The organism is Herbaspirillum sp. SJZ107 (assembly GCF_006715485.1).
In the GTDB taxonomy this organism is placed as follows: domain Bacteria; phylum Pseudomonadota; class Gammaproteobacteria; order Burkholderiales; family Burkholderiaceae_D; genus Telluria.
Window position 1 is genome coordinate 1,292,817 of record NZ_VFNH01000001.1, and the last position, 24,077, is coordinate 1,316,893.

Below are 24,077 nucleotides of genomic sequence, written 5' to 3' on the forward strand. Positions count from 1 at the left end.
GGTTGCGCTTGTTAAATTACAGCCTGTTACAGCTGTTCGATTTCCCGAAATATCAGGCCGCCTCCAGGCTCAGCATGTCGTTGCGCGCACGGCTGCCGCCGGTGCGGAAGCGGCCTACCTGTGCGGTCAGGTGCTGTGCCTGCTCGTGCATCGCTTGCGCGGCCGCTGCGGCTTCCTCGACCAGCGCCGCGTTCTGCTGGGTCAGGCCGTCGACGTGACAGACCGCCTGGTTGATTTCGCGGACGTGGACCGCCTGGTGGTCGCTGGCGGCCACGATGGCCTGCATGGTGTCGGCCAGGTGGGTGACCTTGCCGACAACGTCCTTGATCGTGGCGCCGGCGGTGTTCACCAGCTCCGAGCCGTCCGAGATGGCGTTCACCGATTCCTGGATCAGGCCCTTGATTTCCTTGGCGGCGCCGGCCGAACGCTGGGCCAGCGTACGCACCTCGCCGGCCACCACCGCGAAGCCGCGGCCCTGTTCGCCGGCGCGGGCCGCTTCCACGGCTGCGTTCAGGGCCAGGATGTTGGTCTGGAAGGCGATGCCGTCGATGACTTCGATGATGTCGACGATGCGTGCGGCAGCGTCGTCGATGGACTTCATCTTGGCGACCACCGACGCCATCACGGCGCCGCCCTCGGATGCGGCCGACGAGGCGTCGGCCGCGGCCTTGCCGGCGGTCTTGGCGGTGGCGGCGTTGTCGCGCATGGTGACGGTCAGGGTTTCCATCGAGGCCGCGGTCTGCTGCAGCGACGAGGCCTGGGATTCGGTGCGATGCGACAGGTCGATGTTGCCGCTGGCGATTTCCTCGGTCACCTGGCTGATGTTGGTGGCGCCCTGGCGGACTTCGACCACGATCCGTTCGAGGCCGCAGCGCATCTGCTGCAGGGTGCGCATCATCACGCCGAGTTCGTCGTTCGCGTGCGAATCCAGCTGCACGGTCAGGTCGCCGCGTTCGATCGCATGGGCGAAGTCGCAGGCACGGGTAACCGGACGCACGATGCTGATCGACACCGCGTAGGCCAGGAAGGCGGCACAGGCGACGGCCAGTGCCGAGATGGCGACGATGATGGTGCGCGACTCGGCGGTCACGTCGTTGACGTCCTGGCTGGCGGCGTTCATGTCGGCTTCGATGACCTTGATCGCCTTGTCCAGGTCGAGCACGATCTGGCGGCGCAACGGGGTGCATTCGGTGAGCAGGAACCGCGAGTACGCTGCCATGTCGTGTGCTTCGCGCATCTTGCGCGGACGGCCCAGTTCCTTGGACATGCGCACCAGGCCCTCATGGGCGGTGCGGAATTCGGGGCGGCTGCCCAGCACCGGCTCCAGCGTCGTCAGGCGGGCCAGGAAGATATCGCGGAATTTGTCGATCAGGTCGAGTTCGCGCGCGGCCTCGGCGTCGTCCTGCATGATAAAGGCGTTACGTGCCGAAATGCCGGTCTGGGCCAGCGCCTCGCGGATGTCGTACAGTGGTGCCAGCTGGTTCTGGCGGATCTCGGTCGCTTCCGAGATGGTGCGCGCCGTGGTGGCGAAACGCGTCAGTGAAATAGCGGAAATCGCGAGCATCAACGCGACGACGAGAGCGAAGCAGGTGGTGAGGCGTGTTCCAATTTTCAGACGGGTCAGCACGGCAAGTCCTTTGCATTAAAAGTTGCCTTATTCTAACTCGAACAAATCAATAAAATCCGCAAATACGAAATCAATATTATTGTTGTCGCTAGGAAACAACAAACGTCTTTTCCGCTACGCTGTCCTACGCGCGGGGGTAACCCAGGCCGCACTGCCGACTGTGCGTATTGACAGCCGGCCGCGGCGCTCCCAACGGCACTCCTCTGCACGTCAGTGTGGGTCCCCGACTGCGCGGGGACGATGCGGAAGTGGCGATTTTGTCGATTCAGGACGTCAACAGGGACAGCGGCACTGCCCGCGCCATCGCCTCGTACCCGGCGTCGTTCGGATGCAGGTGGTCGCCGCCATCGCGCGACGGCAGTAGGCGGGTCGGGCGGCTGGGGTCGCGCACGGCGGCGTCGAAGTCGACCACGGCATCGAAGGCGCCGGCCGTGCGGATCCAGCTGTTCACGCGCTGGCGCACGCTTTCGCGCGCCGCCGAATACCATTCGTAGCCTTCGAAGGGCAGCAGGGTGGCGCCGAACACGCGCATGCCGCGCGTGCGGGCGCGCGCCACCAGTTGCTGGTAACCGTAGGTGATCTGGCTGGCCAGGTTCGCATCCGGCGAGGAACTGAACAGAATATCGTTGATGCCGATGAGGATCACCAGGAAGCGCGCGCCGGCGGTCGCCAGCACGTCGCGGTCGAAGCGCTCGATCGCGTCCTTGCCGGCCAGCGGGGTGTTGTCGGCGTCGCCCAGCAGGCGGTTGCCGGCGATGCCGCGGTTGACCACCCCGACCGGCAGCGCGCCGGATCCGGTCTCGGTCTGCAGGCGGCGTGCCAGGTAGTCCGGCCAGCGGCAGTTGGCGTTGTTGGTGCTGCGCAGGCCGTCGGTCTGCGAGTCGCCCAGCGCGATCAGCGTGGCGCCGGCGCGCGTGGTGCCGATGTCGATCTCGGTCAGGAAAGGCCAGGAGTACAGGGTACGCTGGCTGCTGATGCTCTGGCTGGCGGCGTAGTTGCCGGCGCCGGACACGTAGCTGGTCTGGTAGGCGGCGTCGTGCACGGTGGCGGCCTGCACGCTGCCCGGCAGGTACAGGCTGAGCGCCAGGTTGGCCTGGGCCGGGATGCTCAGGTCCACCGGGTCCGACAGCAGCGCGCTGCCGGCGGCGAGGCTGGTGCCGGCGCTGCCGCCGAAGCGCAACTGGCGGTTGCTGCCCGTGACCAGGGTGGCGCCGGAGGCGCTCAGGCCCAGCCACACGGCGCCGATTTGCACCGAAGCACGTCCGAGTTCGTTGGACAGGCGCACGCGCGCGCGGCTGCCGCCGATGCTGCCGTGCGCGATCAGGCGCAGGGTCTGGTTGCTGAAGCTGAGGTAGCTGCCGGCGGGTGCCGGGCCGGCCGGGGCCGCGCCCCAGGTGCCGTACCAGGTGTCGGCGGCCGCCGCCTGGCGGATGGCGCCCGGGGCCAGCGCCAGCCCGGCGGCCAGGGTGGACGTGTTCTGCATGAAGCTGCGGCGCGATGGTTTTGCAGGCGCTTCGGATGACGCATTCGGCATGGCACTCTCCTTGGGTGGTTGATATGCCATGTGAATGTACGGTCGCGACAGGACCCAAGCGTACCGCCTGCGGCGCACCATGTTTGCGAAATGTCGAGGCGCGTTACTGTCGCTGTGCTCAGCTCGCCGCAAAAAGACCGAGCGGGATCGCCCTTGCGATCGCATCGAAGCCGGCGTCGTTCGGATGCAGGTGGTCGCCGCCGTCGTAGGCCGGCAGCAGGCGTCCGGGCTGGGCCGGATCGCGGATCGCGGCGTCGAAGTCGAGCACGGCGTCGAAGGCGCCCGACGTCCGGATCCAGCTGTTGACCTGCTGGCGTGCGGTCTCGCGCGCCGGCGAATAGTAGACGAAGCCTTCGAACGGGGGCAGCGTGCTGCCGAAGACGCGCAGGCCGCGCGTGCGGGCACGCGCGATCAGCTGCATGTAGCCGAGCGCGATCTCGTCCTGGATCGTGGGCAGGTCGCTGGAGGCGGCGAACACGATGTCGTTGATGCCGAGCTGGACCGCCAGCCAGTGCACCCCCGCGGTGGACAGCACGTCGCGGTCGAAGCGCTCCAGCGCATCCTTGCCCGCCAGCGGCGTGTTGGCGGCGTCGCCCAGCAGGCGGTTGCCGCTGAGGCCGCGGTTGACCACGCCGACCGTGACGGCGGGCGACTCCAGCTGCAGGCGCCGCGCCAGGTAGTCGGTCCAGCGGTGGTTGGTGTTGCCGACGCTGAGCGCGCCATCGGTCTGCGAGTCGCCCAGCGCCACCAGCGCGCTGCCGGCGACCGCCATGTCGATCTCGGTCAGGAAGGGCCAGGAATACAGGCCGGCCGCGATCGGCAGCGAAGCGCTGGACGCGTAGTTGCCGCTGCTCGACACGTAGTTGGTCTGGCAGGCCGCATCGTGCACGGTCTGTGCGGTCACGCTGCCGGGCAGATACAGGCTGACCGCGAGGTCGGACTGGGCCGGCACCGCCAGGTCGACCGGATCCGACAGCATCGGCGCGCCGGGGGTGATCGTGATCGCGGTGCGTCCGCCGAAGGTCAGCTGGCGGTTGCTGCCGGCCACCAGGCTGGCATAGGTCGAGGTGATCCCGATCCAGGCGGCGCCGATCGTCAGCGGCGTGCTGCCCATTTCGTTGGACAGGCGGATGCGCAGCCGGTTGCCGCCGATGCTGGTGTGGGCGATCAGGCGCAGGGTCTGGTTGTTGAAGGTGAGGGCGCTGGCGCTGGTCGGCGGTCCGGCCGGGGCCGTGCCCCAGGTCGCCGTCCAGTTTTCCGCCGCCAGCGCCTGCGTGACTGCACCCGGCGCCAGGCTCAGGCCGGCGGCGAATGCCGATGCGCCGCGCAGGAAGCTGCGGCGGCCCTGGACGGCGTGGCGGAAGGGGGCGGAAAAGGGAAGGGGGCGGGGCATGGCATTCTCCTGGCGCACGGTTCGGTTCCCGCGGCCGGGACCCGGTGCGGGTATGCGAAGGGAATGTTAGACCTCGCCTTACTGTCGGGCTCGCTGTTTGCGCAGGATGTGCTTTGCGCCAGATTCAGGTTGAGCTTGATTCCTAGCAGGAAATATAGCGAGGACAAGAATACGGCACCGCCGGTACCGGCACGTGGTACCAGCGCCGCGCGCAGGCGGGGCAAGGTCAGGCCAGAATGGCCAGTACCCCATCCAGGCCGCTGAAGTTCAGCGCGATATCGGCCTGCGCCCGCACCACCGGCTTGGCACGGAAGGCCACCGACAGGCCGGCGATGCCCATCATCTTGAGGTCGTTGGCGCCGTCGCCCATCACGATCGCCTGGCGCGGCGTGATGCCGAGGTCGGCGCACACGCGCTCGACCGTGCGGCGCTTTTCCTCGGCGTCGACGATGCCGCCGACCACGCGGCCGGTCAGCTTGCCGTTCTCGGCTTCCAGCACGTTGGCGTGGGTGACGTCGAGTCCCAGGCGCGGCTTCAGGCGCTCGGTGAAGAAGGTGAAGCCGCCCGACACCAGCAGGGTCTTCAGGCCGGCCGCCTGCACGCCCGCCAGCATCGCTTCGCCGCCCATCGAGATCGCCAGGCGCTCGTCGTAGACGCGGCCGAGCGCCTCGACCGGCAGGCCTTCGAGCAGGGCCACGCGCCGTTTCAGGCTTTCGGAAAAATCGAGTTCGCCGCGCATCGCCGCTTCGGTGATGCTTGAAACCTGCGGCTTCAACCCCTGCATGTCGGCGATCTCGTCGATGCATTCGATGGTGATCAGGGTCGAGTCCATGTCCATCGCCACTAGCCTGAAGTCCGCCAGCGAGAGGCCGGCGTCGACGAAGCTGGCGTCGACCCGCGCCGCGAAGGCGGCGGCTTCCACCGCCGCTTTCAGTTCAGGCGTGAAGTCGATGCCGTCGCAGCGCAGCGCATGCGGGTTGAGTGCGGTGGTAGTGCGCGCCCCCGCCAGGGCGGCGATACGGGCGAGCGTGGCCTGGTCGGCGTCTGGACCTTGGAGAATCAGCTTCTTGGACATGTCGCTTCTTTAAACTTCTATGCTAATAATTGTCGGATGGTTTGCTTGACCTGGTTCACGCGCGCCGGCAGGTCCGGCATGGCGGCCGTGATGCGCAGCTTGTCCTGGCCGGCCAGCTTGATGTGGCGGTTCTTCTGGATCAGCGTGATGATCTTGATCGGGTCGATCGGCGGCTTCTCCATGAACTGCAGGCTGGCCGCTTCGCCGTGGGCGTCGATCTTGACGATGCCGACCTGCTTGGCCGCGATGCGCAGGCGGTGGGTTTCGATCAGCGCCTTGACCGCGTCCGGCAGCTTGCCGAAACGGTCGATCAATTCTTCCTGCATGGCGTCGATGCGGTCCTGGGTTTCGCAGTTGGCCAGGCGCTTGTAGATCGACAGGCGCTCGTGCACGTCGCCGCAGAAGTCGGCCGGCAGCAGCGCCGGCACGTGCAGGTTGATTTCGGTGGTCGAGGACAGCGGCGCCGCCAGGTCCGGCTCCTTGCCGGCTTTCAGCGCTTTCACCGCCTCGTTGAGCATGTCGGAATACAGCTGGAATCCGACTTCGAGCATCTCGCCCGACTGGTTCTCGCCCAGCACCTCGCCGGCGCCGCGGATTTCCAGGTCGTGCATGGCGAGGTAGAAGCCGCTGCCCAGTTCTTCCATCTGCTGGATCGCATCGAGGCGGCGCTGCGCCTGTTTGGACAGGCCCAGCACGTCGTTCACCAGCAAATACGCATACGCCTGGTGGTGCGAACGGCCGACGCGGCCGCGCAGCTGGTGCAGCTGGGCCAGGCCGAATTTATCGGCCCGGTGCATGATGATCGTGTTCGCGCTCGGCACGTCGATGCCGGTCTCGATGATGGTGGTGCACAGCAGGATGTTGTAGCGCTGGGCCACGAAGTCGCGCATCACCTTTTCCAGGTCGCGCTCGTGCATCTGGCCGTGGGCGATGCCGATGCGCGCTTCCGGCAGCAGGTCGCGCAGCATGGCCAGGCGGTTCTCGATGGTCTCGACTTCGTTGTGCAGGAAGTAGATCTGGCCGCCGCGCTTCAGTTCGCGCAGGCAGGCTTCGCGGATCACCGAGCCGTCCTCGCTGCGCACGAAGGTCTTGATCGCCAGGCGCTTCTGCGGCGCGGTGGCGATGACGGAAAAGTCGCGCAGGCCTTCCAGCGCCATGCCCAGCGTGCGCGGGATCGGGGTCGCGGTCAGCGTCAGCACGTCGACTTCGGCGCGCAGCGCCTTCAGCGCTTCCTTCTGGCGCACGCCGAAACGGTGTTCCTCGTCGATGATCACCAGTCCGAGGCGCGTGAACTTGACGTCCGGCGACAGCAGTTTATGGGTGCCGATCACGATGTCGACGGTGCCGTCGGCCATGCCCTTGATCGCGTTGTTGATCTCCTTGCCGGTGCGGAAGCGCGACAGCTCGGCGATCTTGACCGGCCAGTCGGCGAAGCGGTCGGAGAAGGTCTGGGCGTGCTGCTCGGCCAGCAGCGTGGTCGGCGCCAGGATCGCCACCTGCTTGCCGCCCATGACGGCGATGAAGGCGGCGCGCAGCGCGACCTCGGTCTTGCCGAAGCCGACGTCGCCGCACACCAGGCGGTCCATCGGGCGGCCCGAGGTCATGTCCTTGATCACGTTGTGGATGGCTTCGGCCTGGTCGGGCGTCTCGTCGAAGCCGAAGCTCTGCGCGAAGTTCTCGTAATCGGTGGCGGAATATTCGAAGGAATGGCCGGTGCGCGCGGCGCGGCGCGCGTACAGGTTGAGCAGCTCGGCCGCGGTGTCGCGTACCTGTTCCGCGGCTTTTCTCTTGGCCTTGTCCCACTGGCCGGAACCGAGCGCGTGCAGCGGCGCATCTTCCGGCGAGGCGCCGGAATAGCGCGAGATCACGTGCAGCTGCGACACCGGCACGTACAGCTTCGATTCTTTCGCGTACTCCAGGTGCAGGAACTCGGTCTCGCCTTCGCCCAGGTCCATGCTCATCAGGCCCATGTAGCGGCCGATGCCGTGATTGATGTGCACCACCGGGTCGCCGATCTTCAGCTCGGACAGGTCGCGCACCATCGACTCGACCTGGGTCGTGGCTTCCTGCTTCTTCTTGCCGGCGCGCCGGCCCGAACCCGCGTACAGCTCGGTCTCGGTGATGAAGATCAAATGGCCGCAGGCGCTGTCCATCAGCTCGAAGCCGGCCTGCAGCGGCGCCACGCCGAGCATCACCGGAGAAGTCGAGGCGCACACGCCGCCATAGCCTTCGACCGCGGCAAGGTCCAGCTTGTATTCGTTGAAATACTGCTGCAGGGTTTCGCGGCGGCCGTTCGACTCGGCGCAGATCATCACCTGCGCACCCGACTGCGCGGTGCGCGCCAGGAAGGCGCGCAGGTTGGCCAGCGGGTCGTCCAGGCGGCGGTTGACGGCGATGTCGGGCAGCGGCGCCGACAGATCGGAAGGCTGGCCGTCGAGGTCGCGCCCAATGGTCCAGCGGCCGTGGCGCTTGGCGCACACGAAGAAGTCCTCGGCCGCCAGGAAGATTTCCTTCGGCTCCAGGATCGGACGCTCGCGGTCGGCCTTCAGGAATTTGTAGCGCGACTGGGTATCCGACCAGAAGCGCCCGATGCTGGCTTCGATGTCGCCGACCAGGGCCAGGCTGGCATCCTCGGGCAGGTAGTCGAACAGGGTCGCGGTCTCCTCGAAGAACAGCGGCAGGTAGTATTCGATGCCGGCCGAGGCGATGCCGTTGCCGATGTCCTTGTACACCGGTGAACGGGTCGGGTCGCCTTCGAAGCGCTCGCGCCAGCGGCCGCGGAAGCCGGTCCGTGCCCCTTCGTCCATCGGGAATTCGCGGCCCGGCAGCAGGCGCACCTCGCGCACCGGGTACAGCGAGCGCTGGGTGTCGGCGTCGAAGGTGCGGATGGTCTCGATCTCGTCGCCGAACAGGTCGAGGCGGTAAGGCAGCGCGGAGCCCATCGGGAACAGGTCGATCAGGCCGCCGCGCACCGAGTATTCGCCGGGCGACATCACCTGCGACACGTGGGTGTAGCCGGCCAGGGTCAGCTGGGCCTTCAGCCTGGCTTCGTCCAGGGTCTCTCCCTGGCGGAAGAAGAAGGTGTAGGCGGCCAGGAAGGAGGGCGGCGCCAGCCGCACCAGCGCGGTGGTGGCCGGCACCACCAGCACGTTGCACTGGCCGTTGCGTATTTCATGCAGCGTTGCCAGGCGCTCGGACACCAGGTCCTGGTGCGGCGAAAAGGCGTCGTAGGGCAGGGTTTCCCAGTCCGGCAGCAGGTGGCACGCCAGCTTGCCGTCGGCGAACCAGGGAATCTCGTCGAGCAGGCGCTGGCCGTCGCTGGCGTTCGCCACGATCACGGTGAGCATCTGTTTTTTCGCCTTCAGCTCGAGCGCCGCCTGCGCGAGCGCATAGGCGTCCGAGGAGCCGTACAGGGCCGGCAGGGCGAAGCGGGTTCCGGGTTTCGGGAGATGTTTTTTGAGATCGAAAGGCATCGACGCGTGCTATCAACAATCGGCAGGACCAGAGGGCTTCATTATAGACGAAGGCGCAATGCGGGGCCGCAAGGCAGGGCGCCGTGCAGGCCGAGCCGCGCAGGCCGGGCCGCGTAGGCCGGGCCGCGTGCCCTCAGCCTTGCTGGACGCCCAGCCGTTCGAAGTGGCGTCCCGCCGGGCCGGCCAGCAGCGCCGGCAGCGGCGCATCGCCGGCGCCGAATATACCGGCGTCGAGCAGCAGGCGCAGCTTGGCCAGCAGGTCGGCGCGGCCGAGCGCTTCGGCCAGCGGTCGCGCAGTCAGCGAACTCGCCGGACGCCCGGCGCGCACGATCGCGGCAGCGGCGAACGGCGGCAGTTCCCAGTGCGCGGCGATGCCGGCCGAGAGGTCGCGCGCGCCTTCCAGCAGGGTCGCGCAGAAGGCATCCGACTGCGGCACCACCGGGTGCCCGAGCTGTTCGATCAGGCGGAACGCCACCAGCAGCCCGACGTTCAGCACCAGCCCGGTGAGATACGCCTCGAACGGATCGGCACCCAGTTCCGGCGCCAGCAGGCTGGCGGCCAGCGCGCAGGCATCGGCGTGCAGCCACAGGCGCGGCGCCACCAGGCGCACGATGCGGTCGGCGGCGCGCCCGCCCTGCATGTTGATGACCGGCCGGAACGCCACCCGCGCCAGCAGGATGCGCAGTCCGTTCTCGCCCAGCACCATGACGGCGCCGTCGATGGTGGTGATCGGCCGACCGCTGCGGAAATACGGGCTGTTGGCTTCGCGGATGACTTCCGCTACCAGCACCGCGTCGCGCGCGATCTGGCGCGCCAGTTCGCCGCTCGAGACGCTGTCGTCGCGCAGGCTCTTGAGCAGTTGCGGCACCACCGCCGGCACCCGCGGCACCAGCGCGCCGGCGGCGGCCGGGTCGCGCGCCAGGCGTGCCAGTTCCGCCAGGATGCCGGCTTCGGCCCGGGCATCGGCGTCGCCGCGTACCGGGTCGGTGAGCCAGCGGTAGAACGCGAGGTCGACGTGGGGCGCCGCGGCGCTGTCGAATGCGGGTGCGCTGTCGCCCGCCGCGGCGGCGTCCGGGGCCGGGGCCGCCCCAGGGTGGAAAGCCGGTCCGGGGATGGAGTGAGAAGGTGTCGTCTGCGCCGGCGCAGCCGTGGCGGCGCCGCCGAACAAACGCGTGAGCCATTGTTTCATGCTGGGCCGCCGTGGTGGAATGCGCGCATTCTACTCTGGTACGGCGCCGCGGGGCGACCCATTGCGTGAACCATTGACGGCGGGTAGAACCGTGGTGCCGCCGGCACGCGCCGGCGGCGGGAGAGTCATGCTCAGCGGGTCGAGCCTGGCGGCATCGAGGTGCTGCCGGAGATGCCGCTGGGAGCAGCGCTCGGCGTCCCGGTGCCGGTGTTCGGGCTGGTCGAGCCGGAGGCGCCGGTCGTCTGCGGGTCGGCCTGGGAGCGGCCGGCGCCCTGGGAACTGGTCGACGAACCGGTGCCGGTGCCGCCTTCCATGCCGGCGGAGGTCGTGCCCGTGGTCGCCGAGCTGCCGCTCATGCTGCTGGAAGTGCCCGTGCCGGTGGAGCTGCAGGCGGCCAGGCTGGCGGCCATCAGGGCGGCGAGGGCGAGGCTGTGGAATGGTTTCATGGTCTTCTCCTTGTCGGATGCAGCCTTACTGGCCCCAGTTGCCGGAACCCGAGGTCTTGGTGCTGCCGCTGGTGCCCGAGCTCGAGGTGCCCGACGCGCCATTGCCCGAGGTGCCGGTGGTGCCCGAGTTGGAAGTGCCGGTGGCGCTGCTGCCGCTCATGCTGCCTTCGGCTGCGGTGGTCGAGGCCGCGCTGGCCGACGAGCCGCCGCTCATGCCGCTGTCGGTGGAGGTGCCGGTCGAGCTGCAGGCCGCCAGGCTCATCGCCATCAGGCCGCCGAGAATGACGCTTTGGTAGGTTTTCATGGTCGACTCCGTGTTTTTGGTTGATGATGCAATGATGTGGCCGCAGCATCCCGTTCAAAATAGGATGAGCACGTCCAGTCGCGTAGGACAAACCGGACACTCACCTTGTCAATTTCGCCATACTAATTACATTCGTGAACATGTAATGACAACGGGCCGCACAAGGCGGCCCGTCGGGGTTCAAGCTGGCATCGCGGTCAGAACAGGCTGTTCTGCAGCTGGGTCTGTTGCGGCGACGGTGCCTGCTGCGGAGGCGCATTCGGGTCTGCCGGGGGCGCGTTCGGGTCCGCGGCCGGCTGCTGGTCGAGGTCGATCCCGCCCAGTACCGGGGTTTCCGCGTATTCGGTGTACACCCAGTCGTCGTTCTCGCGCACCAGGCCTTCCGGCTGGGTGCGTTCCTCCTGCGGACGCTTGGCCAGCGCCACCTTCATGTAGTCGATCCAGATCGGCAGCGCCAGCGTGGCGCCGAATTCGCGTCCGCCCAGCGAGCGCGGGTCGTCGTAGCCCATCCAGGCCACCGCCACCACGTTGCCGCCGTAGCCCGAGAACCAGCCGTCGACCGCGTCGCTGGTGGTGCCGGTCTTGCCGGCGATGTCGGTGCGGTTCAGGGCCTTGGTGGCGGCGGCGCCGGTGCCGTAGCGGGTCACGTCGCGCAGCATGCTGTCGGTGATGAAGGCATTGCGGGCGTCGAGCACGCGCTGCTCCTCGTTGTGGGCAGCGGGCGGTGCGGCCTGCTGGATCACCTTGCCGTCGGCATCCTCGATCCTGGCGATCAGGTAGGGCTGGACCTGGTAGCCGCCGTTGGCGAACACCGCATAGGCGCCCGCCATCTGCAGCGGGGTGACGGCGCCGGTGCCCAGCGCCAGCGTGAAGTTCTTCGGCTGGCGCTGCAGGTCGAAACCGAACTTGCCGATGAATTCATGCGCGAACGGCACCGAGACCGAACGCAGCAGGCGCACCGACGGCACGTTCTTCGATTCGGCCAGCGCGCGGCGCATGGTGATCGGACCGTCCCATTTGCCGTCGTCGTTCTGCGGCGACCAGGTCTTGCCGGCGTCCTCGCCCGGCAGGTCGAGCGGCGCGTCGAGGATGCGCGTGGCCGGCGAATAGCCTTTCTCCAGCGCCGCCGAGTAGACGAAAGGCTTCATGCCGGAACCCGGCTGGCGCCAGGCCTGGGTCACGTGGTTGAACTTCTGGAAGTTGTAGTCGAAGCCGCCGACCAGCGCGTGGTAGGCGCCGCTGTCGGCATCGATGGCGACGAAGGCGGCCGCCACCTGCGGCACCTGGGTCACGGTCCAGCGGCCTTTCGCCTCCTTGCTGACGCGGATGATGGCGCCCGGGCTCAGGCGCAGCGCTTCCCTGGCGTTCGGGTTCAGGCCGGCCTGGGCGAACCGGATCGCGGCGCCGCTCAGGTCGACCGTCTCGCCGTCCTCGGTTTCGACGCGCGCCGACTTCGATGTCACCGACAGCACCACGGCCGGCACCAGGCCGTCGCTGCTGGGGCGCTTGCCGAGGGCGTCGGCGATCGCGTCTTCGCGCTCTTCGGGATCCTCGGGCAGTTCGATGCGGCCTTCCGGACCGCGCCAGCCGTGGCGCTGGTCGTAGGCGATCACGTTGCGGCGCACCGCGGCGTAGGCCGCTTCCTGCTCGGCCTTCAGGATGGTCGTGGTGACCCTGATGCCGCGGGTATAAGCCTCGTCCTTGAACTGGGCGTAGGCGGCCTGGCGTGCCAGTTCGGCCACGTATTCGGCGTGGGTATCGAATTCCTGGCCGCGGGTATTCACGCGCAGCGGTTCTTCCAGCGCGGCCTGGTACTGGCTCTCGGTGATGTAGTTCAGCGCGCGCATGCGCCCCAGCACCGCGTGCTGGCGCTCGCGCGCCCGCTTCGGATTGGCGACCGGGTTGTGGCGCGACGGGTTCTGCGGCAGGCCGGCCAGCATCGCCATCTCGGCCACCGACAGCTGGTCGAGGTTCTTGTTGAAATAGGCGCGCGCGGCGCTGGCGAAGCCGTAGGCGCGCTGGCCGAGGTAGATCTGGTTCATGTACAGCTCGAGGATCTCGTCCTTGGACAGGGCGGCCTCGATCTTGTAGGCAAGGGCGATCTCGTTGACCTTGCGGCTCAGGTGCTTTTCGCGCGACAGGAAGAAGTTGCGCGCCACCTGCATCGTGATGGTGGAGCCGCCGCCGGCGCCGAAGCCATGGCGCAGGTTCGAGACCACCGCGCCGATGCCGCGCTGGAAGTCGATCGCGCCGTGCTCGTAGAAGCGCGCATCTTCGATCGCCAGCAGCGATTTCTTCATCAGGTCGGGGATTTTCTTGATCGGGACGAAATCGCGGTGCTCTTCGCCGAACTCGCCGATGAGCACGTTGTCTGCTGTATACACACGCAGCGGGATCTTCGGCCGGTAATCGGTGACGGCGTCCAGGGCCGGCACGTTGGGCAGCACGCGGAAGGCGATGTAGCCGACGATGACGGCGACGAACAGGACGATGGCGGCCAGGGCCAGGAAAATGAAACCGCGCAGGCGGCTGGGCGCTTGTTTTTTAGTTGCCAAAACTGATTCCTCTATATGGTCGGAATGACCAGAACGGCCCTCCGCAAGGACGGCCGGTGGGAAATTATAATCCGCTTTTCTTCCACTACGGCATGTGCGATAGTCACGCTTTGGTGGTTTGCCAGGCTGGCTCGGCGGTACCGCCGGTCAGTACTTTTTGATGTTTGAAGGATTTTCATGCCCTACGATCCCGCTCCGCCGCCCGTCAAACCCTATATTCCGGCGACGGCGCATCTTCCCGAGCTGACCTGGCGCGCGCTGATCATGGGCACCGTGCTCGGCATGGTGTTCGGCGCCTCGTCGCTGTACCTGGTGCTGAAGGTCGGCCTCACGGTGAGCGCCTCGATCCCGGTGGCGGTGATCGCCATCACCCTGTTCGGGCTGGCGAAAAAGGCGGGCGGGCGCGAATCGACCATCCTCGAAAACTCGATCACGCAAACCGCCGGGTCGGCCGGTGAATCGCTGGCCTTCGGCCTCGGCGTGACCATGCCGGCGATCATGATCCTCGGCTTCGACCTGGAAATCTCGCGCGTCATGCTGGTCGGGATCCTGGGCGGCCTGCTCGGGATCCTGATGATGATCCCGATGCGCCGCACCATGATCGTCGACCAGCACCGCGAGCTGAAATACCCGGAAGGCACGGCCTGCGCCGAGGTGCTGAAGGCGGCGGCTACCCCGTCCTCGCGCGAAGCGGCGGGCGAGGTGCAGCTGCCGGGTTCCGACGCCGCCAGGGAAGCGCGCCAGCGTGCCTTCATCATCTTCGGCGGTTTCGGACTGGGCCTGCTGTACAAGGTGCTGAGCATTTCGCTCAAGCTGTGGAAGGACACCGTCAACTTCGTGTTCGGCGCGCCGCTGAAGGCCGGTTCGGCCGGCGCCGAGATCTCGCCCGAGCTGCTCGGCGTCGGCTACATCATCGGTCCGCGCATCGCCATGACGATGGCGGCCGGCGGCGTGCTGTCTTATCTGCTCCTGATTCCGATGATCAAGTTCTTCGGCGAGCTGCTCACCGTGCCGGTATCGCCTGGCACGATGCTCATCAAGGACATGGGCCCCGACGACATCCGCAGCGCCTACGTGCTGTACATCGGCGCCGGCGCGGTCGCGGCAGGCGGTTTGATCAGCCTGGTGCGTTCGCTGCCGACCATCTGGAACGGCTTGAAGGGCGGGCTGTCGGGCATCGGTAAAAAGAGCACAGCGAATTCTTCACTACGCACCGACCAGGACATCCCGCTGAAAGGGGTGCTGATCGGCTGTCTCGGCATCATCGCCGTGATCACCTTCGCCGCACCGCTGCACATGAACCTGCTGGGCGCGCTGCTGATCCTGGTGTTCGGCTTCCTGTTCTCGACCGTCTCGTCGCGCCTGACAGGCGAAGTCGGCTCGTCGTCGAATCCGATTTCCGGCATGGCGGTGGCTACGCTGCTGTTCACCTGCCTGATCTTCCTGGTGATGGGCTGGACCGGCGGCCGCTATTACGTCACCGCGCTGTCGGTCGGCGCCATCGTCTGCATCGCCGCCAGCAATGCCGGCACCACCTCGCAAGACCTGAAGACCGGCTTCCTGGTCGGCGCCACGCCGCGCCTGCAGCAGTACGCGATCCTGGCCGGCGCCTTCGCCTCGGCGCTGATCCTGGGGCCGATCCTGCTGAAGCTGAACGACGCCGGCACCGTCTACGTGCCGGCGGCCCAGGTGGCGCCGCACGTCACGGTCGACGCCGCCAAGTTGACGCAGACCGCGCAGCTGCAGGGGCCGCAGGCCGACGCCGACCACGCCACCTATAAAGTCTGGCAGAAGCTCGATACCGCGGGCGGCCCGGCCGGCAAGTACCTGGTGCGCGACGACGGTTCGCTGGCCTGGCTGGTCGACCCCGGCATCAACGGCCAGTTCCACACCCGCCCGGACGGTTCGGAAGTCAAGAAATACGATGCGCCCAAGGCGGTGCTGATGTCCTACATCATCAAGGGCATCCTCGACCGGCAGCTGCCCTGGACCCTGGTGGTGTTCGGCGTGATGATCGCCGTGGTGCTCGAAATGGCCGGCGTCAATGCGCTGTCGTTCGCGGTCGGCGTCTACCTGCCGCTGGTCTCGACGCTGCCGATCGCCATCGGCGGCGCGATCCGCTGGATGGTCGACCGCCGCAACAACAAGCTGCCGCAGTACGCCGGCCTGAACGAGGAAGAAATGCAGGCTGCGGGCGACCGCAGCTCGGGTACGCTGCTGGCGTCGGGCTACATCGCCGGCGGGGCGCTGGCCGGCATCATCATTGCGATCACGGCCGGGGTGCTGACCGGGTTCGACAACCGGATGACCAAGTGGGCGGAGGCCATGAATCCGTTCTTTGCCGGCGTGGATGCGGATGTGCTGTCCCTGATTCCGTATGCGGCGATTTGCGTGCTGCTGTATTGGGTGGGCAGGGAGAAGGCGAAGCGGATTATTGGCGGGCAGGCGGCGGTCAAATAAACGCCAGATCATGCTGCCGGATCGTATGGTCGATCCAGTCCTCGCACTGCCCGAAGCGGTACCCCAGCCCCTTCGCGCGGGACGTATCCAGCACCATCCTCGCCGGCAAATCGAAAGGCGACAAGGCGCCCGCCGCCGCACCGGCCGCGGCACGGCGCACCTGCGCCGGCGTCTCCAGCACGTCCGCCACGCGGCGGTACAGGTCGAGCGCCGACAGCGCGCCGTCGCTGGCGGCATTGACCGCCCCGCCGAACGACTGCATCCCGGTCCAGAACAGCACGTCCGCCGCCGCATGCGGATCGATGAAGGAGAGCTGCGCGCCGGCGGCCGTGTAATCGAGCGTGCCGCCGCGGCGCGCCAAGTCGACGTAATGTGCCAGCCGGCCGGTGAAGTCTTCGGGGCCCGCCAGCACGTGCGCCAGGCGCACCGTCGCCAGCGGCAGCGAACCGTCGCGCACCAGGTAGGCTTCGGCCTGCACCTTGCCCGCCACATAGCACTCGGTGGCGCGGCGCGGATCGTGCCAGGGATAGGCGGTGTCGATGGCCTGGGCCTCGACCGCGAGGTCGTCCTCGGCCAGCAGGCCGCCGTGACCGTAGCCGAGCACGCGGTAGGCATCGATGGTCGAAGTCATTATGTAGCGCCCGGCCTTGCCGGCCAGGGTACGCACGGCGATCGCGGCGTCGAGCGGGTTGTAGCACATCTGGTCGAACACCACGTCGAAGGGGGCGCAGGCGGCGAATGCCCTGCGCATCGCCAGTTCGTTGCGGCGGTCGACGCGGATGCGCGCTATGCGCTCGCCGAACGGATCCGGCGCATAGCCGCGGGTGGCGATGGTGACGCGATGGCCGGCGCGCAGCAGGCGCTGGACCAGCAGTTTGCCGACGAAACGGGTACCGCCGATCACCAGGATATTCTTGGACATGGGTTTTCCTCGATTGACAGCTGTGCAGCAGATCGGCACTATTTTCCATTCACGTTGGCAATTATTCAAACAAGAAAAAACGCAGTCATGAATAAGAAAAACTTATGCATGTCCCCGCGCGCCGGGCTGGCATGAAGCCCTTGCGCAGCCTGTCCGGTCTCATCGATTTCGAATGCGCCGCGCGCTGGGGCAGCTTCAAGCTGGCGGCGCGCGAACTGCACAAGACCCCGGCCGCGGTCAGCCTGCAGGTCAAGCAGCTCGAGGAAGCGGTCGGCTTCGCGCTGTTCGTGCGCCATCCGCGCCACATTGCCCTGACCGCCAAGGGCCAGGAGCTGGCGGTGGCGGTCGGCCGCATGCTGGGCGATTTGCGCACCAAGGTGGCGGCGCTGCAGCGCGGCGATGAAGAAGCGGTGCTGCGCATCTCGACCACGCACTCGTTCGCGCTCAAGTGGCTGGTGCCGCGCATGCCCGGCTTCACCAAGCTGCATCCGGAACTCGACCTGCGCATCGATTCCAACGATGCCCCGGTCGACATCGAGGACGATGCGGTCGACGTGGCGATCCGCTACGGCCCGGTCAAGGATGGCGACCCGGCGCTGCTGTTCCGCGAACGGCTGGTGCCGGTCTACAGCCCGGCCTTATTGGGCGAGGGCAGGTCCGAGTTGACGCTGGCCGACCTGGCGCGCTTTCCGCTGCTGTGCGAGCGCAGCCCGGAAGCCTGGCTGCAGCTCCTGAACGAAAACCGCGCACTGAAGGGCGACTACGATTTCTCGCGCACCTACAGTCACTGGGGCGTGCTGGCCCAGGCCGCGGCCGCCGGGCAGGGCATCGCGCTGGTGCCCTACGGGATCGCGTTCCAGGACATCCTGGCCGGTACCCTGCGCGTGATCGCCTGCCGCAGCGCGCCGTATGCGAGCGGTTACCGTTTCCTGGCCAATCCGCACAAGGAAACGATGCTGAAGGTGCAGCAGTTCCGTGCCTGGATCGTGGCGGAGATGACGGAGATGCGGCGTATGCTCGACCCGCAGGCCTGAAGCGCCGCCGCCATGGTCACGCCGCCTTGCGCCCCCACCAGTCTTCCAGCGCCGCCGGCGCCAGCGGCCGGCTGAAGTAATACCCCTGGCCCAGCTGGCAGCCGCGCGCCCGCAGGTAGTCCAGCGCCGCCTCGGTCTCGATGCCTTCGGCCACCAGTTCCAGGTTCAGGCTGTGCGCCAGCGCGATCACGGCGTCGATTACCGCGCGGCTGGCGTGGTCGGTCTCGATGCGGCGCACGAAGGACTGGTCGATCTTCAGCTTGTCCAGGGGGAGGGCGGACAGGGCGCCCAGGCTGGAGTAGCCGGTGCCGAAGTCGTCCAGCGCGATCCGTACGCCCAGGGCCTTGACCTCGCCCAGGATCGCGGCTGCCTCCGCCAGGTCCTTGATGATCGCGGTCTCGGTCACCTCGATGACGAGCTGCCACGGTTCGATGCCGCTGGCGGCGATCAGGTCGCGCACGCGCTGGGCGAGCCCGGCGCGCGAGAACTGCAGCGGCGAGACGTTGACCGACACGCTCAGCGCCAGCCCGGCGGCCTGCCAGGCGACCTGCTGGCGGCAGGCTTCGCGCTTGACCCAGCTGCCGATCGGGAGCACCAGTCCGCAGCTTTCCGCGATCGGCACGAAGGTGGCGGGGCCGATCGCCGGTTCGATGCCGTCTTCCAGGCGCAGCAGCGCTTCGACGCCCACGGTCTTGCCCGACGCCAGCTCGACGATCGGCTGGTAATGCAGCCGCAGGGAGCCGTGGTCGAGCGCGTGCTGCAGGCGGCGCTCGACGCTCAGCGTGAACTGCGCCTGTTCGTCCATGTGCGGCGCATACCATGCGAATCCGCCGCGGCCGTTCTTCTTGACCTGCAGCATGGCCATGTCAGCGGCATGGATCAGCAGGTTGGCCGTGTCGCCCTGCTCGGGGAAGCGGCTGATGCCGATCGACGCCGACAGGACCGCCTCGATCCCGCCGGCCTCGATCGGCAGCGCCATGGCGTCGAGGATCGCGCGCGCAACGGCCTCGGGCCGCTCCAGGTCGTCGCCCAGGCAGGGCATCACCACCACGAACTCGTCGCCGCCGACGCGGGCCAGCAGCGCACGCTGGTCGACGCACGCGTACAGGCGCTGCGCGACCGCCTGCAGCACGCGGTCGCCGACTTTATGCCCGTGCTGGTCGTTGACCGGCTTGAAGCGGTCGAGGTCGACGAACAGCAGGGCGCCGCCCGGCGCGCCGGCGCGCTGGTCGTCGAGAGCCTGCTCGAGGACCGCGAGGGCCCTTGCACGGTTTGGCAGCCCGGTCAGGCCGTCGTGGGCGGCGGCCCAGCGCACCGCCCGTTCGACCTGCTGCCGTTCCGAGATGTCGCGCGGTGCCACATGCATCAGCCACTCGCCCTTGACCTCGAGGACGGTGGCCGTGATCTCGACCGGGATCTGGCAGCCGTCCTTGCAGGTGTACACGCGTTCGAAGGGCCGCATCTGTGCCTGGCGCGATTCGGCGAACACCTGGTGCAGCTGCAGCGGACGGGTCGGCAGGTCGATCTGGAACAGCGTCATCGACAACAGTTCGGCATTGCTGTAGCCGAGGCGCTCGGATGCCCTGCGGTTGGCGTAGCGGATGCGGCCGTCCTCGTCGAGCAGCAGCAGCATCTCGTTCGCATGCTCGCTGAAGAACTTGAACTGCTGCAGCTCTTCCTGCTGCGCGCGCAAGGCCGCGTCGCGCTGGCACAGCAGTGCGGCGGCGCGCTCGATCGCGGCGCCGACCTCGGCGGCTTCGCGCAGGTGCACGGCGGGCATTGCCGGCGGCATGCCCTGGCCGAGCGCGGTGGCCGGTGCGATCAGCGCCTGCATCGAGCCGGCGATGCGGCGGCTCATGGCGCGCGCCAGCAGCAGCCCGAGGGTCGACAGGCAGGCCAGCGCGGCCGCCAGGTAGAGCAGGCGGGTCGTCAGCGGACCGACGACGTCGGCATGGGGGATGCCGACGATGGTGGTAAAGCCGGTCAGCGGCGAGCGCACGAACACGGTGAAATTCGGCACGCCTTCCTTGGTAATGGTGTCGAGCTTTCCCTCTTCCTGCGCGGCGATGGCCGTGCGCAGCTTGTCCATCGCCGGCTGGCCGGCATAGCGGTCGGCGGCCCGGTTGCGGCCGGCGATGATGCCGCGGTGGTCGAGCAGGGCGGCCAGCCACCCTTGCGCCAGAGGGCGCTGCGCCAGCAGTGCGCTCAATTCGGCGGTGGGCATCGAGACGCTCAGCACATGGCCGGTCTTGCCGTCGTTGACGATGGGGAGATGGGCGACGACAACGCGCTCGCCGGTCGCGGCGTCGGTGGCGACGTTCCCGATCACCGCCTTGCCCGTCGCGAAGACCGACCCGACCGCCTGCAGGTCGAGCGGGTCCGGGGCCACCTGTTCGCCGCGGCTGGAGATGCCGGTCATCCCGTTGCCAGTGGCGCGGTAGACGACGACCGGATTGCCGAACACCGAGGCAACCGAGCGCGCGCCCTGGGGCGAAAACAGGTCGGTGTCGGCGCTCGTGCCCGGCTTTGCCGGCGACAGCGAGCGCGCCAGGGTCTGGGCATGCAGCAGGTGGGTGTCGATGGCGCGGCCGATGTCGCGCGCCAGTGCCAGCATTTGTTCGTTCTGCTGGCGCCGTTCGTCGCGGTATTCGCTGAGCAGGAACAGCGCGCTGCCGAGGACGCCCGGCAGCAGGCAAGCCAGGACGAGGCCGGTCAGGAGGTGGGCAACGGGGCGTTCCCGTCTGATCGAGGGCATTCGGAACATGGGCGGGAACGAAGGGTCAAGTAAAACGATAAAACCGATAAATCATACAGCATGTCCATAAAGAAACTCTAGTTATTTGTACGCAATTGTCAGATCGACGCCACGACACCCGAAACAAAAAACGGCAGCCCTGGGGCTGCCGTTTCGGATACCTCTGAAAAGGTAAAAGCCGGGCGCTTACTTCACGCCGTGCATCAGCTTCTGGATCAGCGGCGCGATCAGGAACAGCAGCGCACCCGAGCCGATCAGGGCCCAGAAACCGAAGGTGTAGCCGGACAGCGCCGATTCCACGGTCATGCCTTTTTCGCCCGAGACGATACTGGCGAAGATGCCCGACAGGTTGTTGCCGATACCGGTCGACAGGAACCAGCCGCCCATGCCCAGGCCGACCAGGCGGGTCGGGGCCAGCTTGGTCACCATCGACAGGCCGATCGGCGACAGGCAGAGTTCGCCGATGGACTGGATCACGTACACCATGAACAGGGTCCAGAACGGGATCTTGCTGTCCGGGCCGACCAGGAAGCTCAGCGCGTACCACAGCAGCACGAAGGCCAGGCCGTTGAAGATCAGGCCGAGGCCGAACTTGCGCGGGATCGACGGGTTGGCGCTGCCCATCCACACCCACACCGCGGCCACCAGCGGGGCGCACACGATGATGGCGAGCGTGTTCACCGACTGGAACCAGCCGGTCGGGAAGATCCAGCCGCCGAAGTCGCGGCGCACGATGTTCTCGGCCAGGAAGGTGAACGAGCTGCCTGCCTGTTCGAAGAAGCACCAGAACATCACGTTGAAGAAGAAGATGATCATCATCGCGATCACCTTGTCGCGCGCCACTTTACCGTTGCGCACGCCTTCGACCACCAGCATCGCGGCCAGCGCCAGGAACAGCACGGTCAGGATGCCCTGCAGCTTTTCGGCGCCCAGCTGCAGCAGGAAGTAGACGCCGGGGATCACGACCAGGGAGCCGATCACGACGCCGATGACGCGCGCCGGGCTGGCCAGCGGACCGGTGGCGGCGCCGATGCCTTTCAGGCCGCGGCGGCCGATCTGGAACCAGATCAGCGACAGGATCATGCCGATGCCTGCGGCGAAGAACACCGCCTTGTAGGCCGGCACGCCGGTCTGGCTGGACATGCGCTCGGCCAGGATGCCGGTCAGGATCGGCGCGATGAAGCCGCCGCCGTTGATGCCCATGTAGAAGATGGTGAAGCCGGAGTCGCGGCGGGTGTCGTGGATGCCGTACAACTGGCCGACCATGGTCGAGATGTTCGGCTTGAACATGCCGTTGCCGACGATGATGGTGGCCAGGCCGAGCTTGAAGACGTCGGGGTTCGGCACCGTGATCGCGAACAGGCCGAGCACCATGAAGGAGGCGCCGACCAGGATCGAGCGCTGGTAGCCGATGACGCGGTCGGCGATGTAGCCGCCGAACACGGCGCCGGCGTACACCAGCGCGAGGTAGGAACCGTAGGTCAGGTTGGCATCGGCCTGGCCGACGCCGCTGCCGCCGTAGAACTGGGCGACGATGTAGAGTACCAGGGCCCAACGGATGCCGTAGAAAGCAAAGCGTTCCCAGAATTCCGTCATGAAGAGCATCCACAGCGGCGCTGGGTGGCCCATGATCTGGCGGAATTCCGGGGGCGCCTTGGCGTCGGCGGTAGTAGTAGCTGCACCGCTCATGCGGTTCCTCCCGAAAATCGTGTTTTATAAGAGTTGTTACCGGCCTTGCCTTCCGCTGTACGGACGGCGGCCAATAGCGTCGCATTTTAGTAGAATTCTCACGCTTTCTGGCAACTTTTTCCGGTCACTGTCTTGACCGCATCCAAGGTCTGGGCCGACGGCGCCCAATCGGAGCCGCGGACTCGGGTGAGTTCGCGTATATTGGAAGAAATGCCACATTGATTCATAGAAGAGTAAAGGAAGCGAACCATGACATACGAGGTTGTCGATACCCTGATTTCGCCGGAAGGCCGGCTGGAAGTCCTGTCCAAGGCCGAGGTGGCCAAGCTGCTCGATACCAGCCAGGGCGGGCTGTACCAGGTGTTCCGAAAATGCGCGCTGGCCGTGCTGAATTCCGGCAGCTCGATCGACGACGGCAAGGAACTGCTGGAGCGCTACAAGGACTTCGACATCAAGATCATCCAGCGCGAGCGCGGCATCAAGCTCGACATCCGCGGCGCGCCGGCCCATGCCTTTGTCGACGGGAAGATGATCAAGGGTATCCACGAGCACCTGTTTGCGGTGCTGCGCGACATCGTCTACGTGAATTTCGAAGTCACCGACAATCCGCGCTTCGACCTGCAGCGGCCGGAAGGCATCACCGACGCCGTGTTCCACATCCTGCGCAACGCCAACGTGATCCAGCCGCAGCGCAATCCGAACCTCGTGGTGTGCTGGGGCGGCCACTCGATCAACCGGGTCGAGTACAACTATTCGAAGCACGTCGGCTACCAGCTCGGCCTGCGCGAGCTCGACATCTGCACCGGCTGCGGCCCGGGCGCGATGAAGGGTCCGATGAAGGGCGCCACCATCGGCCACGCCAAGCAGCGCCTGCAGGGCGGCCGCTACCTCGGCATCTCGGAGCCGGGCATCATCGCCGCCGAGTCGCCGAACCCGATCGTCAACGACCTGGTGATCATGCCGGACATCGAGAAGCGCCTGGAAGCCTTCGTGCGCACCGGCCACGGCATCGTCGTGTTCCCGGGCGGCGCCGGCACCGCCGAAGAGATCCTGTACATCCTCGGCATCCTGCTGCACCCGGAAAACGCCGACCAGCCGTTCCCGCTGGTGTTCACCGGCCCGGCGTCAAGCAAGGAATACTTCGAGCAGATCAACCAGTTCATCGGCCTGACCCTGGGCGCCGAAGCGCAGAAGCGCTACAAGATCATCGTCGACGATCCGGAAGCGGTGGCGCGCGAGATGCACACCGGGATCCGCCAGGTGCGCGAATTCCGCAAGTCGCGCAGCGACGCTTATTACTTCAACTGGGGCTTGCGGATCGACCCCGAGTTCCAGCGTCCGTTCCGTCCGACCCACGAGAACATGCGCAACCTCTCGCTGCACAAGAACCAGGAAACCCACCTGCTGGCAGCCAACCTGCGCCGCGCGTTTTCGGGCGTGGTGGCGGGCAACGTCAAGGACGAGGGCATCCGTGCGATCGAGAAGTACGGCAAGTTCGAGATCCACGGCGAGGACGAGATCATGGCGCCGATGGACAAGCTGCTGCAGTCGTTCGTGGAGCAGAGCCGGATGAAGTTGCCGGGTAAGGAGTACATTCCCTGCTATCGCGTTGTTCGCTGAG

The 24,077-nt window shown here is 67.0% G+C and carries 15 protein-coding genes; 3 read left to right on the top strand and 12 right to left on the bottom strand.

Features of this window, described 5'->3' with window-relative positions:
• Positions 1-52: 52 nt before the first annotated feature.
• The 9 genes from FBX97_RS30360 to FBX97_RS05880 all read right to left on the bottom strand — a co-directional run bounded on the left by FBX97_RS30360 (position 53) and on the right by FBX97_RS05880 (position 13,596).
• Positions 53-1,627: a methyl-accepting chemotaxis protein gene (locus tag FBX97_RS30360; RefSeq protein ID WP_185748484.1), complete on the bottom strand. Its 1,575-nt coding sequence runs from the start codon at positions 1,625-1,627 to the stop codon at positions 53-55.
• A 265-nt stretch (positions 1,628-1,892) separates the two neighbouring features.
• Positions 1,893-3,161 (bottom strand): SGNH/GDSL hydrolase family protein, encoded by a 1,269-nt coding sequence (locus FBX97_RS05845; RefSeq protein ID WP_185748485.1) that lies wholly within the window; start codon positions 3,159-3,161, stop codon positions 1,893-1,895.
• Positions 3,162-3,279: 118 nt separating this feature from the next.
• Positions 3,280-4,554, bottom strand: a complete 1,275-nt coding sequence (locus tag FBX97_RS05850; protein WP_141829450.1) for an SGNH/GDSL hydrolase family protein — start codon at positions 4,552-4,554, stop codon at positions 3,280-3,282.
• 226 nt (positions 4,555-4,780) lie between these two features.
• On the bottom strand, positions 4,781-5,629 hold the full coding sequence (gene serB / locus FBX97_RS05855) for a phosphoserine phosphatase SerB (RefSeq protein WP_141829452.1): 849 nt from the start codon (positions 5,627-5,629) through the stop codon (positions 4,781-4,783).
• Positions 5,630-5,646: 17 nt separating this feature from the next.
• On the bottom strand, positions 5,647-9,102 hold the full coding sequence (gene mfd / locus FBX97_RS05860; RefSeq protein WP_141829454.1) for a transcription-repair coupling factor: 3,456 nt from the start codon (positions 9,100-9,102) through the stop codon (positions 5,647-5,649).
• Between the two features lie 133 nt (positions 9,103-9,235).
• Positions 9,236-10,291, bottom strand: a complete 1,056-nt coding sequence (locus tag FBX97_RS05865) for an HDOD domain-containing protein (RefSeq protein WP_141829456.1) — start codon at positions 10,289-10,291, stop codon at positions 9,236-9,238.
• Between the two features lie 131 nt (positions 10,292-10,422).
• Entirely contained in the window at positions 10,423-10,737 is a 315-nt protein-coding gene (locus FBX97_RS05870) for a hypothetical protein (RefSeq protein ID WP_141829458.1), read from the bottom strand.
• Positions 10,738-10,762: 25 nt separating this feature from the next.
• On the bottom strand, positions 10,763-11,041 hold the full coding sequence (locus FBX97_RS05875; protein ID WP_141829461.1) for a hypothetical protein: 279 nt from the start codon (positions 11,039-11,041) through the stop codon (positions 10,763-10,765).
• A gap of 197 nt (positions 11,042-11,238) precedes the next feature.
• Entirely contained in the window at positions 11,239-13,596 is a 2,358-nt protein-coding gene (locus tag FBX97_RS05880; RefSeq protein WP_141829463.1) for a penicillin-binding protein 1A, read from the bottom strand.
• A gap of 177 nt (positions 13,597-13,773) precedes the next feature.
• Between FBX97_RS05880 and FBX97_RS05885 the strand changes: the two genes are divergently transcribed.
• Positions 13,774-16,056, top strand: a complete 2,283-nt coding sequence (locus FBX97_RS05885) for an OPT family oligopeptide transporter (protein WP_141829465.1) — start codon at positions 13,774-13,776, stop codon at positions 16,054-16,056.
• Here FBX97_RS05885 and FBX97_RS05890 read toward each other — a convergent pair.
• Positions 16,049-16,978 carry an NAD-dependent epimerase/dehydratase family protein gene (locus FBX97_RS05890; protein ID WP_141829467.1) on the bottom strand — a complete coding sequence of 310 codons (930 nt, stop codon included), beginning with the start codon at positions 16,976-16,978 and terminating at the stop codon, positions 16,049-16,051. The two genes, FBX97_RS05885 and FBX97_RS05890, sit on opposite strands and share 8 nt — an antisense overlap.
• A gap of 104 nt (positions 16,979-17,082) precedes the next feature.
• Here FBX97_RS05890 and FBX97_RS05895 point away from each other — a divergent pair, with 104 nt between their 5' ends.
• Complete coding sequence (locus FBX97_RS05895; RefSeq protein ID WP_255517314.1) at positions 17,083-18,012, top strand: LysR substrate-binding domain-containing protein; 930 nt, start codon at positions 17,083-17,085, stop codon at positions 18,010-18,012.
• Between the two features lie 16 nt (positions 18,013-18,028).
• On the opposite strand, the gene FBX97_RS05900 is transcribed toward FBX97_RS05895, so the two are convergent.
• Together FBX97_RS05900 and FBX97_RS05905 are read right to left on the bottom strand one after the other, a co-directional pair.
• Positions 18,029-20,767: an EAL domain-containing protein gene (locus FBX97_RS05900; RefSeq protein WP_141829469.1), complete on the bottom strand. Its 2,739-nt coding sequence runs from the start codon at positions 20,765-20,767 to the stop codon at positions 18,029-18,031.
• A 186-nt stretch (positions 20,768-20,953) separates the two neighbouring features.
• Positions 20,954-22,456 (bottom strand): peptide MFS transporter, encoded by a 1,503-nt coding sequence (locus FBX97_RS05905; protein WP_141829471.1) that lies wholly within the window; start codon positions 22,454-22,456, stop codon positions 20,954-20,956.
• 249 nt (positions 22,457-22,705) lie between these two features.
• Between FBX97_RS05905 and ppnN the strand changes: the two genes are divergently transcribed.
• Positions 22,706-24,076, top strand: coding sequence for a nucleotide 5'-monophosphate nucleosidase PpnN (gene ppnN / locus FBX97_RS05910; RefSeq protein ID WP_141829473.1), 1,371 nt, complete (start codon positions 22,706-22,708; stop codon positions 24,074-24,076).
• The last annotated feature ends 1 nt before the right edge of the window (position 24,077 follow it).